Below are 14,207 nucleotides of genomic sequence, written 5' to 3' on the forward strand. Positions count from 1 at the left end.
AAAATAGAAAAGAGGCTTAATACACAACAGGAACAATTAATAAGTGTGGAGGATGGGCAAGCAAGTGCGCAGGAAAATGCTTTTATTCCGTTTTTCCTATTGTAGAGAGAAAATCATTTTTTTTCCGGTAAGATACATCCAGAACAGATTCATCACTCATTACTACCTGTCCGCCTCTCCCTTTAATGTATTCCTGCAGATGATCAATATTAATAAGATGCTTATGATGTATCCTGAAAAAGTTCTGTTCAAGAAGTATAGGTTCAAATTCATGAAGGGTTTTGGATACCATGATTTTAGTTTTATTGGTAAGATAAAAAGTGGTGTAGCTCGAATCTGCTTCGCATCGGATAATAGAGGCTATATCTACGATCTTGAATCCCTGAAGAGTAGAAAGAATGATTCTGTTATCTTTTAAAAGAGTAGGTTGTGAAGGCTGCATTTTTTTGATATGATCCAACGCTTTATTGACGGCAATAATGAAATCCATTTTTTTTATAGGCTTTAAAAGATAATCTGTAGCCCCATTTTTAATCGCCTGAATAGCAAAATTTTCGTACGCAGTAATGAAAATAATCTGAGAATGAACTTCATTCAACTTTGATAGTAAATCGAAAGTAGTCCCATCACCTAACTGAACATCCAGAAACAGAATGTCAGGAGAACTTTTGATAAGGTAAATATACGCTTCTTCAACGGAGGAAGCCTGGAATTCTATGTTGATCTCAGGAAATTCATTTTCCATAAGTAATGCAATATAATCTCTTCCATCTTTTTCATCATCAACAATGCATGCCTGTATTTTATTTCTCATAAGGTTGTATATAAAGTTTGATTTGTGTTCCCTGCCCACTATTTTCAGTAAGTGTATTGATTTCTAAAAATATATTGGTATCAAAAAGCTGTTTAAAAGTCTCAATCCTCTTATGTGAAAGTTTTACCCCAAAAGAGTTGTCTTTTTTCAAAGATTCCTTATTGGAGATTCCTACACCATTATCTTCAATGATAATACATAAAGATACATTCGTATAATCAAAGCTGATGATAATTTGTCCTTTTCTGTCTTTTAATCCTGAAATACCATGCTTTATCGCATTTTCTACAAAAGGCTGTATCAGTAAAGAAGGAATCGTCCAGTTTTGATCTACCTGTTCAGAAATGATGATTTTGTAATCAAAAAGATCTTTTACACGAAGTTTTTCCATATCAAGATACAATGTGAGATATTCCACTTCATCTTTAATAGACATAAAGGTCTTTTCTGAATAATAAAGTGTTTTTCGTATCATTTTGGCGAAAATATCGAGGTAGTTTTCTGTTTCGCGGTAATCTTTTTTATACAGGAGAAATTGAATGGAATTCAGGCAGTTATAAATAAAATGAGGATTGATCTGAGCTTTAATAGCCTGGAGTTCAAGTTCAGCAATTTTCTTTTCATACTCCATTTTTTCTAGCTTCTTATTCCGTTTTTTATGAAGATAAGAAAAGGTAATCATCAACAGCGCTCCGATGATGACGATAGCTAATATCAGCCTGAACCACCAGGTCTGCCAGAACAGAGGTTTTATATCAAAGGTGATGTCGGAAGAGGTGTAGGATTGTTTTCCGTTATATCCTAAACCGTAAACCCGGAAAGTATATTTACCTGGGGGAATAGAGCTGAAGATGATTTTAGAAGAATTATTGATCTGCCAAGAGTTATTAAGACCTTCCAGCTTATATTTATAGCTTATTTTTCCCAATGAGGGATAATCAAGAAAGCTCAGATTGAAAATAACCGTATTATGGGTGTAGGCAGCCAGGCTTTTCTGTAGGTCATAATGTTCATTATTTTCAATGGATACTGAGTTAATGACTACCTTTTTATGAATGAATTTTTCCTGAGTCAGTAGTTTTTTGATGGAAAATATTCCAAGTCCTTTAGAGGTTCCAATGAAGATGGTGTCATTTTTTATCACACAACCGGCTACTGCATCAGAGGGAAGTCCGTCTGTCTGGGTGAAGTTATTGATGTGTTGATCTTTTGCTGCCAGTTCGATTCTCGATATCCCTGAATTGGTGCTTGCCCAGAACGTATTTTTATTTTCTACCTCTATTTTTTTTACCTGATCATTGATTAATCCATCATTCTTTCCGATCTTCCTGATAATTCCTTTAGTATTAAAAATAATGATCCCATAGAGGTTAGTAGATCCCAAATACGTATGATCGTCTAATTTTTTAATATCCGTAAAATAGTATCCCTTTAAAAATAAAGTCTTCTGCCGGGTTCTGATATTATATTTGTAAAGATCACTGAAGCTGCCAATAAAGAGATTCTCCCTGTCATAAGGGAAAACCGTGTATACGCGTTCCTGAAAAAGAGTGTTTATTTTTTTACTTTTTAAACTGTAGCTCAATAAACCGCCTGAAGTACAGAAAAACAGGGAATCCGGTGTGTAAGAGACAATGTTTTTGAGGGAACAGTATATTTTTTCAGAAGTGTTATTAGCCATATCATGAACAATAACCTTACCTGATAAACCGAAAATACTAATAGTACCTTTTAAATAAACAGCAATATTTTCATCTTTATCTCCTTTATCAAGAATTATATTTTGTATTTTATTGTTTTTACTGATAAGTGCGCCTGCAGAATGATTATAGCCGACAAGAATATTTCCGTTATCTTTTGCAATGGCTTTTATATATTCAGAATTACTTTTTAAAGGCAAATTGATATGATTGGCGAAAAGAGACTTTGAAATGAAAAATACACCATTGTTCCGCGAATTGAACCATACATTTTCATCCTTGTCTACCAGAACATTATTGATCACATACCGATCCAGTATTTTGATAGGAGTAGCAAGGGTTTTCTTCTTTTCAGTCAGGGATTGATTGAAATATAAAACTCCTCCATTGCTTAAATTCAGCCACAGTTTGTTGTTTCTATCAATAAGTCCGTAGAAAACATTTTCTTGTGTACCACATTTATAAGACAGTATCTTTTTTATGGCTGAGAAAGCAGAGAGTTGATAAATTTCAATCGTATTTTTATGTAAGAACACAAATAGATCATCCTTTTCACAGATCATATTTCCAATACTCCCTCTCAAATATTGTTTTTTTCCGGTAATGATATTGTAGACAAGTATTTCTCCCTGATGGGGATCATGTAAGTAGAGATTGGAAGTGTGGGGTTCAAACCTGAGTGTTTCAAAAGATTTTTTCTCATAATCTAACGGGACGGGGATCTTTTTAACTTTTCCATTTTCATAAATGAAAATATTCTGAGGATTGAAATTTCCATAAAAATAAAGTCGGTTTCCGTTACGGGTTACTTTCGGAATTGAGCTTGAAAACTGATTTTTTACATAGTCATTAATGTTCAGATTGATAACGCGGCCGTTTTTTAAGTAAGCAAAATCATTCAGAAAGGGAAGAATGAATACTTCACCGTTGGGCAAAGGTTCACAGGATATAATATCAATATTCTTTAAACCTTCCTGCTTACCATATTGTTTAAACTCTTTTCCATCAAATCTGAATAAGCCATTATCACTGCCTATCCAGATAAAGCCATTTTTATCTTGTCTCAGATGATACGTATAGGAGCAGTTTAATCCTTCCTCATCACTATAGTTCACCATCCCGGGGATCTGTGAAGAAAATAATGTGGAAAAGAATAAAACTACAGATAATGTGAGGAAAGTAAATATATTTTTCACATGATATTGATAATTTCGTAAATATATAATTTGATTAATAATAATACAATGATTACAGCGGAATATTGAAAAAAACAAGTTGAAAAAATTCGGATAATTTTAGACAATTTTGTACTTTTGTATGTTTGCTGAAATCATATATGTCACAAGAAATAAATCCAACCTACTCCGAAGATAATATCAGAACCCTTGATTGGCAGGAACACATCCGTCTGCGCCCCGGTATGTACATCGGGAAGCTCGGTGATGGTTCTTCTGCTGATGACGGTATTTATATCCTGTTAAAAGAAATCCTGGACAACTCTATTGATGAGTTCAGAATGCGTTCAGGGAAAAGAATTGAAATAAAGCTGGATGACGGCAAAGTTACTATCCGTGACTTTGGCCGTGGAATTCCGCTTGGGAAAGTGGTAGACGCTGTTTCAAAAATGAATACCGGTGGTAAATACGACAGTAAAGCGTTTAAAAAATCTGTAGGATTGAACGGGGTCGGTACCAAAGCGGTAAATGCCCTTTCCGATTACTTCAGAGTTCGCTCTTTCCGTGACGGAAAAATGAAAGTAGCGGAATTCTCCCGTGGTATGATCCAGGAAAACTTTGATGAAAAGGAAACTTCGGATAGAAACGGTACTGAGATTTCTTTTATTCCTGATGGAGAAATCTTCCTGCATTTCAAATACAGAAAAGAGTATATCGAAAGAATGCTCCGCAATTATGCCTATCTGAATCCGGGACTTAAAATACTTTTCAACGGAGAAACGTTTTATTCTGAAAATGGTCTTAAAGATTTGTTGGAAGAAGAATTGGAAAGCGATATCCTTTACCCGATTGTTCATTTGAAGGATAATGATATTGAGTTAGCCATTACCCATTCTGACAAATCACAGACAGAAACCTATTTCTCATTTGTTAACGGACAGAACACAACGCAGGGGGGAACTCACCTTAATGCATTCCGTGAAGCGTATGTAAAAACGATTCGTGAGTTTTTCAATAAAAGTTTTGATGCTTCTGATATCAGAAAGTCTATCATCGCGGCAATCTCAATCAATGTAGAAGAACCGGTTTTTGAATCCCAGACCAAAACAAAATTAGGGTCTAATGATATGGGACCGAACGGACCTACTGTAAGAACATTCATCATTGATTTCCTTAAGAGTAAACTGGACAATTTCCTACACAAAAATCCGGAAATAGCAGAAGCAATCCAGAGAAAAATACTAATTTCCGAAAGAGAAAGAAAAGAACTTTCCGGAATCCAGAAACTGGCCAGAGAAAGAGCAAAAAAAGTATCTCTTCATAATAAAAAACTTCGTGACTGCAGGCAGCACTATAACGATCAGAAAGCTGAGAGAAAAGGTGATACTCAGATCTTCATTACCGAAGGAGATTCTGCATCAGGATCAATCACAAAATCCAGAGATGTAGAAACGCAGGCTGTATTTTCACTGAAGGGTAAACCCCTGAATTGCTACGGCCTTACGAAGAAAGTTGTATATGAAAATGAAGAGTTTAACCTTCTTCAGGCAGCTTTAAATATTGAGGAAAGTCTGGAAGACCTGAGATACAATCAGGTGATCATTGCTACCGATGCCGATGTGGATGGGATGCACATCCGTCTGCTGATGATTACTTTCTTTCTGCAGTTCTTTCCGGATCTGATTAAAAACGGACACCTTTATATCCTTCAGACTCCTTTATTCAGAGTGAGAAATAAAAAGGAAACAAGATATTGCTATTCAGAAGCCGAAAGAGTGAAAGCATTAAATGAACTGGGAAAAAATCCGGAAATCACCCGATTTAAAGGATTAGGAGAAATTTCTCCAGATGAATTTAAGCATTTCATTGGTAAAGATATCCGCTTAGAACCCGTAGTAGTGGGAAAAGACCAGACGATTGATCAGCTTCTGGAATTCTACATGGGGAAAAATACTCCGGACAGACAGACCTTCATCCTTGAAAACCTTGTGGTGGAAGATGATACGGATATTGATAAAAAACAAATTCTGGATGAAGTAGAAAATTAATAGGACTTAAAAAAACTGGTTGCAAAACCATTGCAAATACTGAAAAAAACACAATTTTGGATGAAGTAAGAATTATAATACTTACCCAGCCAAAAAATTAAAATGAGACTAAGTAACCGTAATAAAGCATCAATTTATAACTCTTTGAGTACATTGCTTTTGATGACAACTGTGTTTTGTATAATCGCATTTGTCGCTAATGAATACAGGTTTAATGCAATGGGCAAAGAAAGTTATTTATTGATTATTGTTCCCCTTCTACTGCTGATTATCTTTTACATCAGCGGCAGACAGATTTTTGAATATGACAGCGATGGAGAAGCGTTGAATTTTAAAAACAGGAATATTATTCCCTTTTTAAACAAACCTCTTCACGATGAATTTCCAAAATATAAACTGATAAAATATGATGTAGTCAGTATTCTCTTTTTCAAAAGATTATACATTACGGTTTCCAGTAAGAATAATGGTTCTACAATACTTAAGTACCAGATTTCTTATTTGAACAGAAAACAAGTAAACGATTTAAAACTCTCTCTAAACAAAGTAGTGAAAGCTAATAAAGAGAAAAAAGATAAAACAGATGACGACAGAAGAATATTCGCATGAGGGTGAAAGCTTGAAAAAAGTTTCCGGGCTGTACAAAGACTGGTTTCTTGATTATGCTTCCTATGTAATTCTGGATAGAGCTATCCCTTCAATATATGACGGTTTAAAACCCGTTCAACGAAGAATTATGCACTCCATGCGTGAACTGGAAGATGGCCGTTACAATAAAGTGGCCAATATCGTGGGAAATACCATGAAATATCACCCACACGGTGATGCTTCCATTACAGATGCCATGGTGCAGATTGGGCAGAAAGAGCTGTTAATTGATACTCAGGGAAACTGGGGGAATATTTATACAGGAGATTCTGCGGCGGCGGCAAGATATATTGAAGCAAGACTGACTCCTTTTGCCCTGGAAGTAGTATTTAATCCTAAAACTACAGACTGGACAAAGTCTTACGACGGAAGAAACAATGAACCCATTGATTTACCGGTGAAATTCCCCCTGCTTCTTGCACAGGGAGTAGAAGGTATTGGGGTAGGGCTTTCCACAAAAATACTTCCTCATAACTTTAATGAGCTTATCAATGCCTCAGTAGCCTATTTAAAAGGTAAGAAATTTGAACTGTATCCGGACTTTTTAACAGCCGGTTATCTTGATGTCTCCGAATACAATGACGGTCACAGAGGAGGAAAGGTAAGAGCAAGAGCCAAAATTACCCAGACGGATAAGCATACATTGGTGATTTCGGAACTTCCTTATTCTAAAACGACAACTGATCTTATTGACTCTATTTTAAAAGCCAATGAGAAAGGAAAGATCAAAATCAAAAAGATTGAAGACAATACTTCAGATAAGGTAGAAATTCTGATTCATATTCATAATGATGTGTCGCCAGACAAAACTATTGATGCCTTGTATGCATTTACAGACTGTCAGGTAACCATTTCTCCAAATGCCTGTGTGATTGTAGGAGATAAACCTATGTTTTTGACGGTATCCGATATTCTGAAAACAAATACAGATCATACCGTATCCTTACTGAAGAAAGAACTTGAAATTGAGCTTCACGAACTTCAGGAAAGCTGGCATTTCTCTTCATTGGAAAGAATTTTCATCGAGAACAGGATTTACCATGATATTGAAGAGGTGAAAACCTGGGAAGAGGTAATAAAAACCATTGATGCAGGATTAAAACCTCATACCAAACATCTTTTAAGAGCGGTTACAGAAGAGGATATTTTAAAACTGACAGAAATCAGAATCAAGAGAATTTCAAGATTCGATTTAGATAAATTTAAAGAAAATATAGCCTCACTTGAAGGTAAAATTGAACAGGTAAAATACCATCTTGCCAACCTGATTGCTTATGCTATTGATTATTATTTAAACATTCAGAAAAAATACGGTAAAGACAAGCAGAGAAAAACAGAACTTAGAATCTTTGATACCATTGATGCTACAAAAGTAGCCGTTGCCAATGAGAAGTTCTATGCTAATTTCGAAGAAGGTTTCATCGGAACATCTCTGAAAAAAGACCAGTATCTTTTCGATTGTTCAGACATTGATGATATCATCATTTTCAGAAAAGACGGAAGTATGAAAGTGGTAAAAGTAGAGGCCAAAACATTTGTTGGTAAAGATATTCTGCATGTCGCTATTTGGAAGAAAAATGATAAGAGAACGGTATATAATATGATCTATCGCGAAGGAAGAGAAGGACCATATTATATGAAACGATTCTCTGTAACCGGAGTTACCCGAAATACAGATTATCCGCTAGCTTCAGATAAAAAAGGATCGGAAACCCTATATTTCTCAGCAAATCCTAATGGGGAAGCAGAAACGGTAACCGTGCTTTTAAAACCTAATCCCAGAATCAGAAAGAATAAAATGGAGATCAACTTCTCCGATCTTGCGATTAAAGGACGTGATTCCAAAGGGAATCTTGTGACTAAGTATGCCGTGAAGAAAGTAGATATGAAGGAAGAAGGAGTTTCTACTCTGGCACCTAGAAAGATCTGGTTTGATGATACGGTAAGAAGACTGAATGCTGATGTAAGAGGAACACTACTGGGAAGCTTTAAAGGAGATGACAAAATCCTGACGATCAATACAAACGGCGAGGTGAAACTGGTGTCTTTTGATCTGGGTAACCGTTTTGATGATGAATATCTGGTGTTGGAAAAATGGAGACCTGCACAGCCAATTACCTGTATCTATTACGATGGAGAAAAAGATATTTATTTCATTAAAAGATTCTTACTGGAAAATACCGTAAATGTACAGACTTTTATGCCTTCTGAACATCCGAAATCATTCATTGAAAATGTAATTGTTGCCAACGATGTTACTGCAGAAATTATTTTTGCAAAAGATAAAGGAAAAGAACGTGATCCGGAAACAATTAATATCGATGAATTCATCGCGGTAAAAGGAATAAAAGCCATTGGTAACCAGTTTACAAAGTTCAAAGTAAAAGCCATCAATATCACTATTCCTGAACCTATAGAAGAAGAGCCTGAAGTATATGAAGATCCGGAACCTACAGGAGATGGGGATGAAGACGGAGGAGTTATTGGTGATTTGTTTCAAGGTGATGGAAATAATGAAAATGAATAGACTGAACACATCTGTTCAGGTATAACATAAAAAGAATACAATGGATATAGTTGTTATCATTATCATTGCAGCCACGTGTATTTTTAGTTACATGGGGTTCAATAATACAGCATTATTTGAAAAATATAAATTCAATGTTGGAGCTATTGCAAACCGTAAAGAATATGTAAGGCTTATCAGTTCTGCGTTTTTACATGCAGACTTTATGCACTTATTTTTTAATATGCTTTCCCTGTATTTTTTCCAGGGAGTAGTCATTAGTTTCTTTGGGGAAATAGGATTTTTGATTCTTTATTTCGGATCAATGATTCTTGGGAATTTATTCAGTTTACAGATTTATAAAAATCAGCCTTGGTATTCTGCAATTGGAGCATCAGGTGCGGTTTCGGGAATTATTTTTGCTTCCATCGCCATGGCTCCCAATGAGATCAGCGTGAATTTCCTGCCTGGATGGTTATTTGGAACATTATATTTCGGATATTCAGTGTATATGATGCTGAACCCGAAGCAGTGGGATAACCTGGGCCATGCTGCTCACCTGGGAGGTGCTTTTTTTGGATTGGTTTACTCTATTGTAATGCATCCACAGCTGGCCATGAGCAATATCCTTTTCTTAGGAATCATGTCGCTTCCGTTAATTTATTTAGGATATGAAATTTTTGTAAGGAAACGAATAGGATAAAAGACTATTTTTAATTAAAATATCAAAACCAATGAACACATCAGAGTTAAACAGTTTCATCGTGATACTTATCTATGGTTCATTGGTTTTGCTTTCTCTGCTGAAGCTGGCCAATCCTTTGAAAGTAAACCGTAAAGCCAATTTCTGGTTTGGGATATTTCTGTTTCTGTGGTCTACCTTCTGGCTGGATGAAGTTTTGTTTCTTATTACAGGCGTAACTATAGAGTTTCACTCCCTGTTTTTCGTGAGATGTATTCAGTTTTTCACACCCATTGTTTTTTACTTTAGTGTACTGTTCTTTACCAATCCCTCTTTTACCTTCAAAATCAGGGATGTTAGATTCCTGTTACTTCCTGCAGCTTTTCTGTTGTGTCTTATCTTAGTAAACCTCGGTTATGAAAAGCCTTTTGAATACCTGAGTGTTATTTTGATCCTGATTCAGGCTTTGTTTTATACGGCACTTTCTTATATTACCATCCGAAAACATCAAAAGAAGATCCAGCAGTTTTCTTCCAACACAGAAGGAATCAACTTGAACTGGCTGGAATATATTATTCTGGTGCTTCTCATTGTAAATATTATCTATGTAATTTACAATCTTTTCTACGATCCAAAATCATTGAATTTCTTTATCAATGCAGTCTTCTTATCCGTTATTTACTGTGTGGGCTACTATTCCCTAAAGCAGAAGGAAATTTATCCTTTGGAAGAAAAACAGAGACAGGAGCTGATCTCTATTGATGAAGATTCTGATCCGGAAGAAACCAGAAGAAAACTTATTTCCGATGAAGAATTAGTAAAGATTAAAACCTCATTGGAAGGTATTATGGAAACACAAAAACCTTACCTTGACAGTGAGCTTAATCTGATCAGGCTGGCTGAAATGTTATCCGTTTCTACCCATCATCTGTCGTATGTGATCAATACAGGTTTTGGAAAAAATTTCTTCCAATATGTAAATGAGTATAGGGTAGACTATGCTAAAAAGCTTCTGAAAGAACCGAACGGTAAATTATCCATTCTAGGAATTGCTTACGAATCCGGATTCAACTCCAAAACCTCTTTCAATACAACTTTTAAAAAAGTAACCGGACAAACCCCTTCTGAATTCAAAAAATAAGTTCCGGTTTATAAAGTTTTACTTTGTTCTGTGTTTAATTTTCTGATTTTAAACTAATTAATTATTTGTTTTTAAAATTTTAAAATGAGTTCGCTCAGATAATTCTGAACATTCAAGCCTGTCTTTCATGATAGCTTTGTACCATAAATTTAAACGTATGGATACCAAAGAATCATATGCTGTAGTCACAGGAGCCAGTCAGGGATTAGGCAAATCATTCGCAGAACAGTTGGCCAAAAAAAAGATCAATGTTATTCTTATAAGTCTTCCGGATCAGAACCTCAAAGAATTTTCAAGAGAGCTGGAAGAACACTATAAAATAAAAGTCCATTATTATGAAACGGATCTTTCTGTCAATGAAAATGTGATGAAACTTACGGAATGGCTTAATCGCTCTTTTGATATTCATATCCTGATTAATAATGCAGGGCTGGGCGGAACAAAAAAGTTCACAGAAGCTTCTTCGGATTATATCAACACGATATTGCAGGTGAATGTAGCAGCAACATCATTAATTACCCATCAGCTGCTTCCAAATCTATTAAAACAACCCAAAGCCTATATTCTGAATGTTTCAAGCATGGCTGCATTTTCACCCATTGGTTTTAAGACTGTATATCCCGCATCCAAAAGCTTTATCCATTCATTTTCAAGAGGACTTCATGAAGAACTGAAAGATACCAACGTTTTTGTAAGTGTAGTAAATCCGGGCGCGATGAAAACGAATCAGGATGTATGTGAAAGAATAGAAAAGCAAGGTTTTATGGGGAGATTAACGCTTTTAAATCCTGATAAAGTAGCCTCATACTGTATTCGTCAACTGTTTAAAAAAGATTCCGTAATTATGGTGAATCCAATCAGCTGGCTGGTAATGAAAATATTACCCATATGGATTAAACTTCCCTTGATGACCCAGGCTATAAAAAGAGAGATTGAAGCATGAAAAAAATTTGTGTAACCGGAGCAACAGGTCTTCTGGGAACTAATGTTATCTTAAAATTATTACAAAATGGTTATTCTGTTATTGCTCTGGTGCGCAAGAAAAGCAGCTGGCTGGGCGAAGAAAATGAAAATGTGAAACTGATGGAAGCTGATCTTTCGTCTGATATATCAGCACTTTTCACTGATGTCGACTGTATCATTCATATAGCGGCAGAAACACGTCAAAATCTCTTCAATTATGATGAATACAGGAAAGTGAACTATGAAACCGTTGTGAATCTCTTTACGCATGCAGAACTGATGAGAGTAAAAACATTTTTGTTTGTAAGTTCAGCGAATACTTTAGGATTTGGAAATATTGCTTTCCCGGGAAATGAAAATGCACCGCAGCTATATCCTTTTACCCAATCATTCTATGCTCAGAGTAAGCGGGAAGCAGAAGATTATCTTTTAAACAACCGGAAAAATACAGAGGTTGTGATTGTTAACCCAACCTTTATGATCGGAGCCTATGACAGCAAACCCAGTTCCGGAAAAATTATTTTCTGGGCATGGAAAAAGAAAGTAATATTGTATCCGAAAGGAGGCAAAAACTTTGTACACGCGGAAGATGCCGCCAACGGAATAGTAACTGCTATTGAAAAAGGAAGGAATGGTGAAAAATACCTTTTAGCCAATGAAAATTTAAGCTACAAAGAATTTTTTAAGAAAATAAACCGGATTACAAATCAAAATCCGGTTATGATAGCCATTCCCAACAGAATTTTAAGTTTCCTTGGATTGATAGGTGACGGCTTGAGAAAATTAAACATAAAAACAAACCTCAGTACTTCCAATATGAAAGCCCTGCAGATCTGTAATTATTATTCTAATCGGAAATCAGTACAAGATCTGAATCTTCAATACCAGTCTACTGATAAAGCGATAGAAGATGCTGTTCAGTATTTTATTGAAAATCACGTTAATAATAAAAAAACCAGCTTTCAATAGCTGGTTTTATCAAATTATCTTGTTATTTTCTGAGTTACATTTTTGTTGGAAATAACACAGGCTTTACTGCAGTTATTAGTACTTGAAATATTAACCTGTACCAATGCCGGCAATGATCTGTATTCTTCCTTATTGTAAGGAGCTTCGGTACCGTTGCTTCCACCTCCTTTAATATCATATTGTACCTGGGCAACTCCTGTGAATCCAGCCGCAGGTTTGAAAGAAAGCGCTCCGGTAGTTGGAAAATAGGTCCATGTTCCCTGGCTGCTGGTATAGACACCTCCTGTTATATTCGGGATTACGGCTCCGTTGTTATCCAAAAAGCGGAATGAATTAAAATCAAGGTTGTTATAGGAAAGTGTTGGCGGATTTTGTCCGGCTGCAGAAGAATAAGCTGCATCATTAAGCAAAGGATAATAGATTGATTTTATCCCCGGGCAGCCAGCAAACAGATCATCTGTTACTTCGGCAGCATAAGGTCTTGTAACCCCTAAGTTTTTCAGTAAATGTATATTTTTTGCGGCTCCTGTAGAAGCTGCAAACCCAATTCTGAAAGTAGAGGGCGCTGAAGTATCCAGCGTTCTCACTGTACTGTTGGATATCGTAGTCTCGGTATATTTCAGAGAAGTGGGGTAGTAATAATTATCAATCACTTTTTCTTTCACTGTTCCGTGCTGTATTTCCAGGGATATATTGTAACCTCCGGCAGGATTGGGAACTAATGTAATATAGGCTTTACGGAATCTTACATCATTTTCATTTAGAGGAATTGTAGTTCCTCCGCTTTCTATACTGAATTGTTGAAGAGCTGTATTTTTAACACCAATATATTTCCCAGTTGTGGTATCCAGATAAGCTGATCTGTTAGTGCTGGAAGGTGATGCATTGGTTGCTATGCTGTAAAGCAGTGGATAACCATTGTATCCCGCAGGCTCAGCTGAAGACAGATATTGATTTCCACGCTTACCTCTTAAAGAAACATTACTGCGTCCATCAGCTAACCCCACTCCAAATATTCCATTTCTAACTCTTTCCCCTTGGTTAAAGCTTGTTTTGAAATTTCCGAATTCATCCAGACCAATTCCCAGATAAGCTCCTCTCAGTCCTTCCGTAGACTCTCCTCCACGTACAAAACTATATCCTAATCCTCCTCCAAAATATCCCAGATTAAGCTGGCTCTTAGGAATAGATCCATCCACTAAGAATATGGAAATACCGTCTCCTCCGTTGGTATTTCCTCCATAAATAGCAAATTCAAATTCGAATTTAATTCCCTGATCACTTTTGAATATTTTATCGGCAAGTATAACACCTCCTGAAATATTATTCACACTTCGGGTAAGCCTTAGCCCGTCCGTAGTAAAGGTTGCATCATTCTGAACCCCGCTGGTTGCCACTTTATAAGCTTCCTGAGGTTGTAATCCCTGGGTAAAATTGACAAAATACGGATAGCCTGTCCCTTGCTCATTCTGTGCCTGAATATTTTGAGAGAAAACAAATAAGGAAAGAATAAACAAAAACTTTTTGTGCTGTACAATTGAAGTACTTTTTATCATAGCTC

Annotated in this window: 10 protein-coding genes; 7 read left to right on the forward strand and 3 right to left on the reverse strand. The window is 36.0% G+C overall.

Going from position 1 to position 14,207, the window contains the following annotated elements:
- Positions 1–82: 82 nt before the first annotated feature.
- Together JOE44_RS02240 and JOE44_RS25335 are read right to left on the reverse strand one after the other, a co-directional pair.
- Positions 83–814 (reverse strand): response regulator, encoded by a 732-nt coding sequence (locus JOE44_RS02240; protein WP_209784166.1) that lies wholly within the window; start codon positions 812–814, stop codon positions 83–85.
- Positions 804–3,710, reverse strand: coding sequence for a histidine kinase (locus tag JOE44_RS25335; RefSeq protein ID WP_209784167.1), 2,907 nt, complete (start codon positions 3,708–3,710; stop codon positions 804–806). Before JOE44_RS25335 ends, JOE44_RS02240 begins: the two co-directional genes overlap by 11 nt.
- Positions 3,711–3,850: 140 nt before the next feature.
- Between JOE44_RS25335 and JOE44_RS02250 the strand changes: the two genes are divergently transcribed.
- From JOE44_RS02250 to JOE44_RS02280, 7 genes are all read left to right on the forward strand, one after another.
- Positions 3,851–5,737 carry a DNA topoisomerase IV subunit B gene (locus JOE44_RS02250; protein ID WP_105682024.1) on the forward strand — a complete coding sequence of 629 codons (1,887 nt, stop codon included), beginning with the start codon at positions 3,851–3,853 and terminating at the stop codon, positions 5,735–5,737.
- 102 nt (positions 5,738–5,839) lie between these two features.
- Entirely contained in the window at positions 5,840–6,346 is a 507-nt protein-coding gene (locus JOE44_RS02255; protein WP_245169682.1) for a hypothetical protein, read from the forward strand.
- Positions 6,321–8,912 carry a DNA gyrase/topoisomerase IV subunit A gene (locus JOE44_RS02260; RefSeq protein WP_209784168.1) on the forward strand — a complete coding sequence of 864 codons (2,592 nt, stop codon included), beginning with the start codon at positions 6,321–6,323 and terminating at the stop codon, positions 8,910–8,912. The genes JOE44_RS02255 and JOE44_RS02260 overlap by 26 nt, the downstream gene beginning before the upstream one ends.
- 40 nt (positions 8,913–8,952) lie before the next feature.
- Positions 8,953–9,594, forward strand: coding sequence for a rhomboid family intramembrane serine protease (locus JOE44_RS02265; RefSeq protein ID WP_034696498.1), 642 nt, complete (start codon positions 8,953–8,955; stop codon positions 9,592–9,594).
- A gap of 31 nt (positions 9,595–9,625) precedes the next feature.
- A complete protein-coding gene (locus JOE44_RS02270; protein WP_209784169.1) occupies positions 9,626–10,714 on the forward strand; it encodes a helix-turn-helix domain-containing protein in 1,089 nt (362 codons plus the stop codon).
- Positions 10,715–10,871: 157 nt separating this feature from the next.
- Positions 10,872–11,657: an SDR family NAD(P)-dependent oxidoreductase gene (locus tag JOE44_RS02275; RefSeq protein WP_209784170.1), complete on the forward strand. Its 786-nt coding sequence runs from the start codon at positions 10,872–10,874 to the stop codon at positions 11,655–11,657.
- On the forward strand, positions 11,654–12,646 hold the full coding sequence (locus JOE44_RS02280) for an NAD-dependent epimerase/dehydratase family protein (RefSeq protein ID WP_209784171.1): 993 nt from the start codon (positions 11,654–11,656) through the stop codon (positions 12,644–12,646). The genes JOE44_RS02275 and JOE44_RS02280 overlap by 4 nt, the downstream gene beginning before the upstream one ends.
- A 14-nt stretch (positions 12,647–12,660) precedes the next feature.
- Here JOE44_RS02280 and JOE44_RS02285 read toward each other — a convergent pair whose 3' ends face one another.
- The gene (locus tag JOE44_RS02285) at positions 12,661–14,202 is read right to left on the reverse strand and encodes a hypothetical protein (RefSeq protein WP_245169683.1); all 1,542 of its coding nucleotides are present in this window, start codon (positions 14,200–14,202) and stop codon (positions 12,661–12,663) included.
- Between the last annotated feature and the right edge of the window lie 5 nt (positions 14,203–14,207).

Origin of the sequence: Chryseobacterium sp. PvR013 (genome assembly GCF_017833095.1) — a bacterium.
Classification (GTDB): domain Bacteria; phylum Bacteroidota; class Bacteroidia; order Flavobacteriales; family Weeksellaceae; genus Chryseobacterium; species Chryseobacterium culicis_A.

What these genes read in the sequence shown, in the direction of transcription:
- JOE44_RS02255 (WP_245169682.1), top strand. Translation starts at nt 5,840, where the DNA reads ATGAGACTAAGTAACCGTAATAAAGCATCAATTTATAACTCTTTGAGT.
- JOE44_RS02280 (WP_209784171.1), top strand. Translation starts at nt 11,654, where the DNA reads ATGAAAAAAATTTGTGTAACCGGAGCAACAGGTCTTCTGGGAACTAAT.
- JOE44_RS02250 (WP_105682024.1), top strand. Translation starts at nt 3,851, where the DNA reads ATGTCACAAGAAATAAATCCAACCTACTCCGAAGATAATATCAGAACC.
- JOE44_RS02270 (WP_209784169.1), top strand. Translation starts at nt 9,626, where the DNA reads ATGAACACATCAGAGTTAAACAGTTTCATCGTGATACTTATCTATGGT.
- JOE44_RS02285 (WP_245169683.1), bottom strand. Translation starts at nt 14,202, where the DNA reads ATGATAAAAAGTACTTCAATTGTACAGCACAAAAAGTTTTTGTTTATT.
- JOE44_RS02240 (WP_209784166.1), bottom strand. Translation starts at nt 814, where the DNA reads ATGAGAAATAAAATACAGGCATGCATTGTTGATGATGAAAAAGATGGA.
- JOE44_RS02275 (WP_209784170.1), top strand. Translation starts at nt 10,872, where the DNA reads ATGGATACCAAAGAATCATATGCTGTAGTCACAGGAGCCAGTCAGGGA.
- JOE44_RS02260 (WP_209784168.1), top strand. Translation starts at nt 6,321, where the DNA reads ATGACGACAGAAGAATATTCGCATGAGGGTGAAAGCTTGAAAAAAGTT.
- JOE44_RS02265 (WP_034696498.1), top strand. Translation starts at nt 8,953, where the DNA reads ATGGATATAGTTGTTATCATTATCATTGCAGCCACGTGTATTTTTAGT.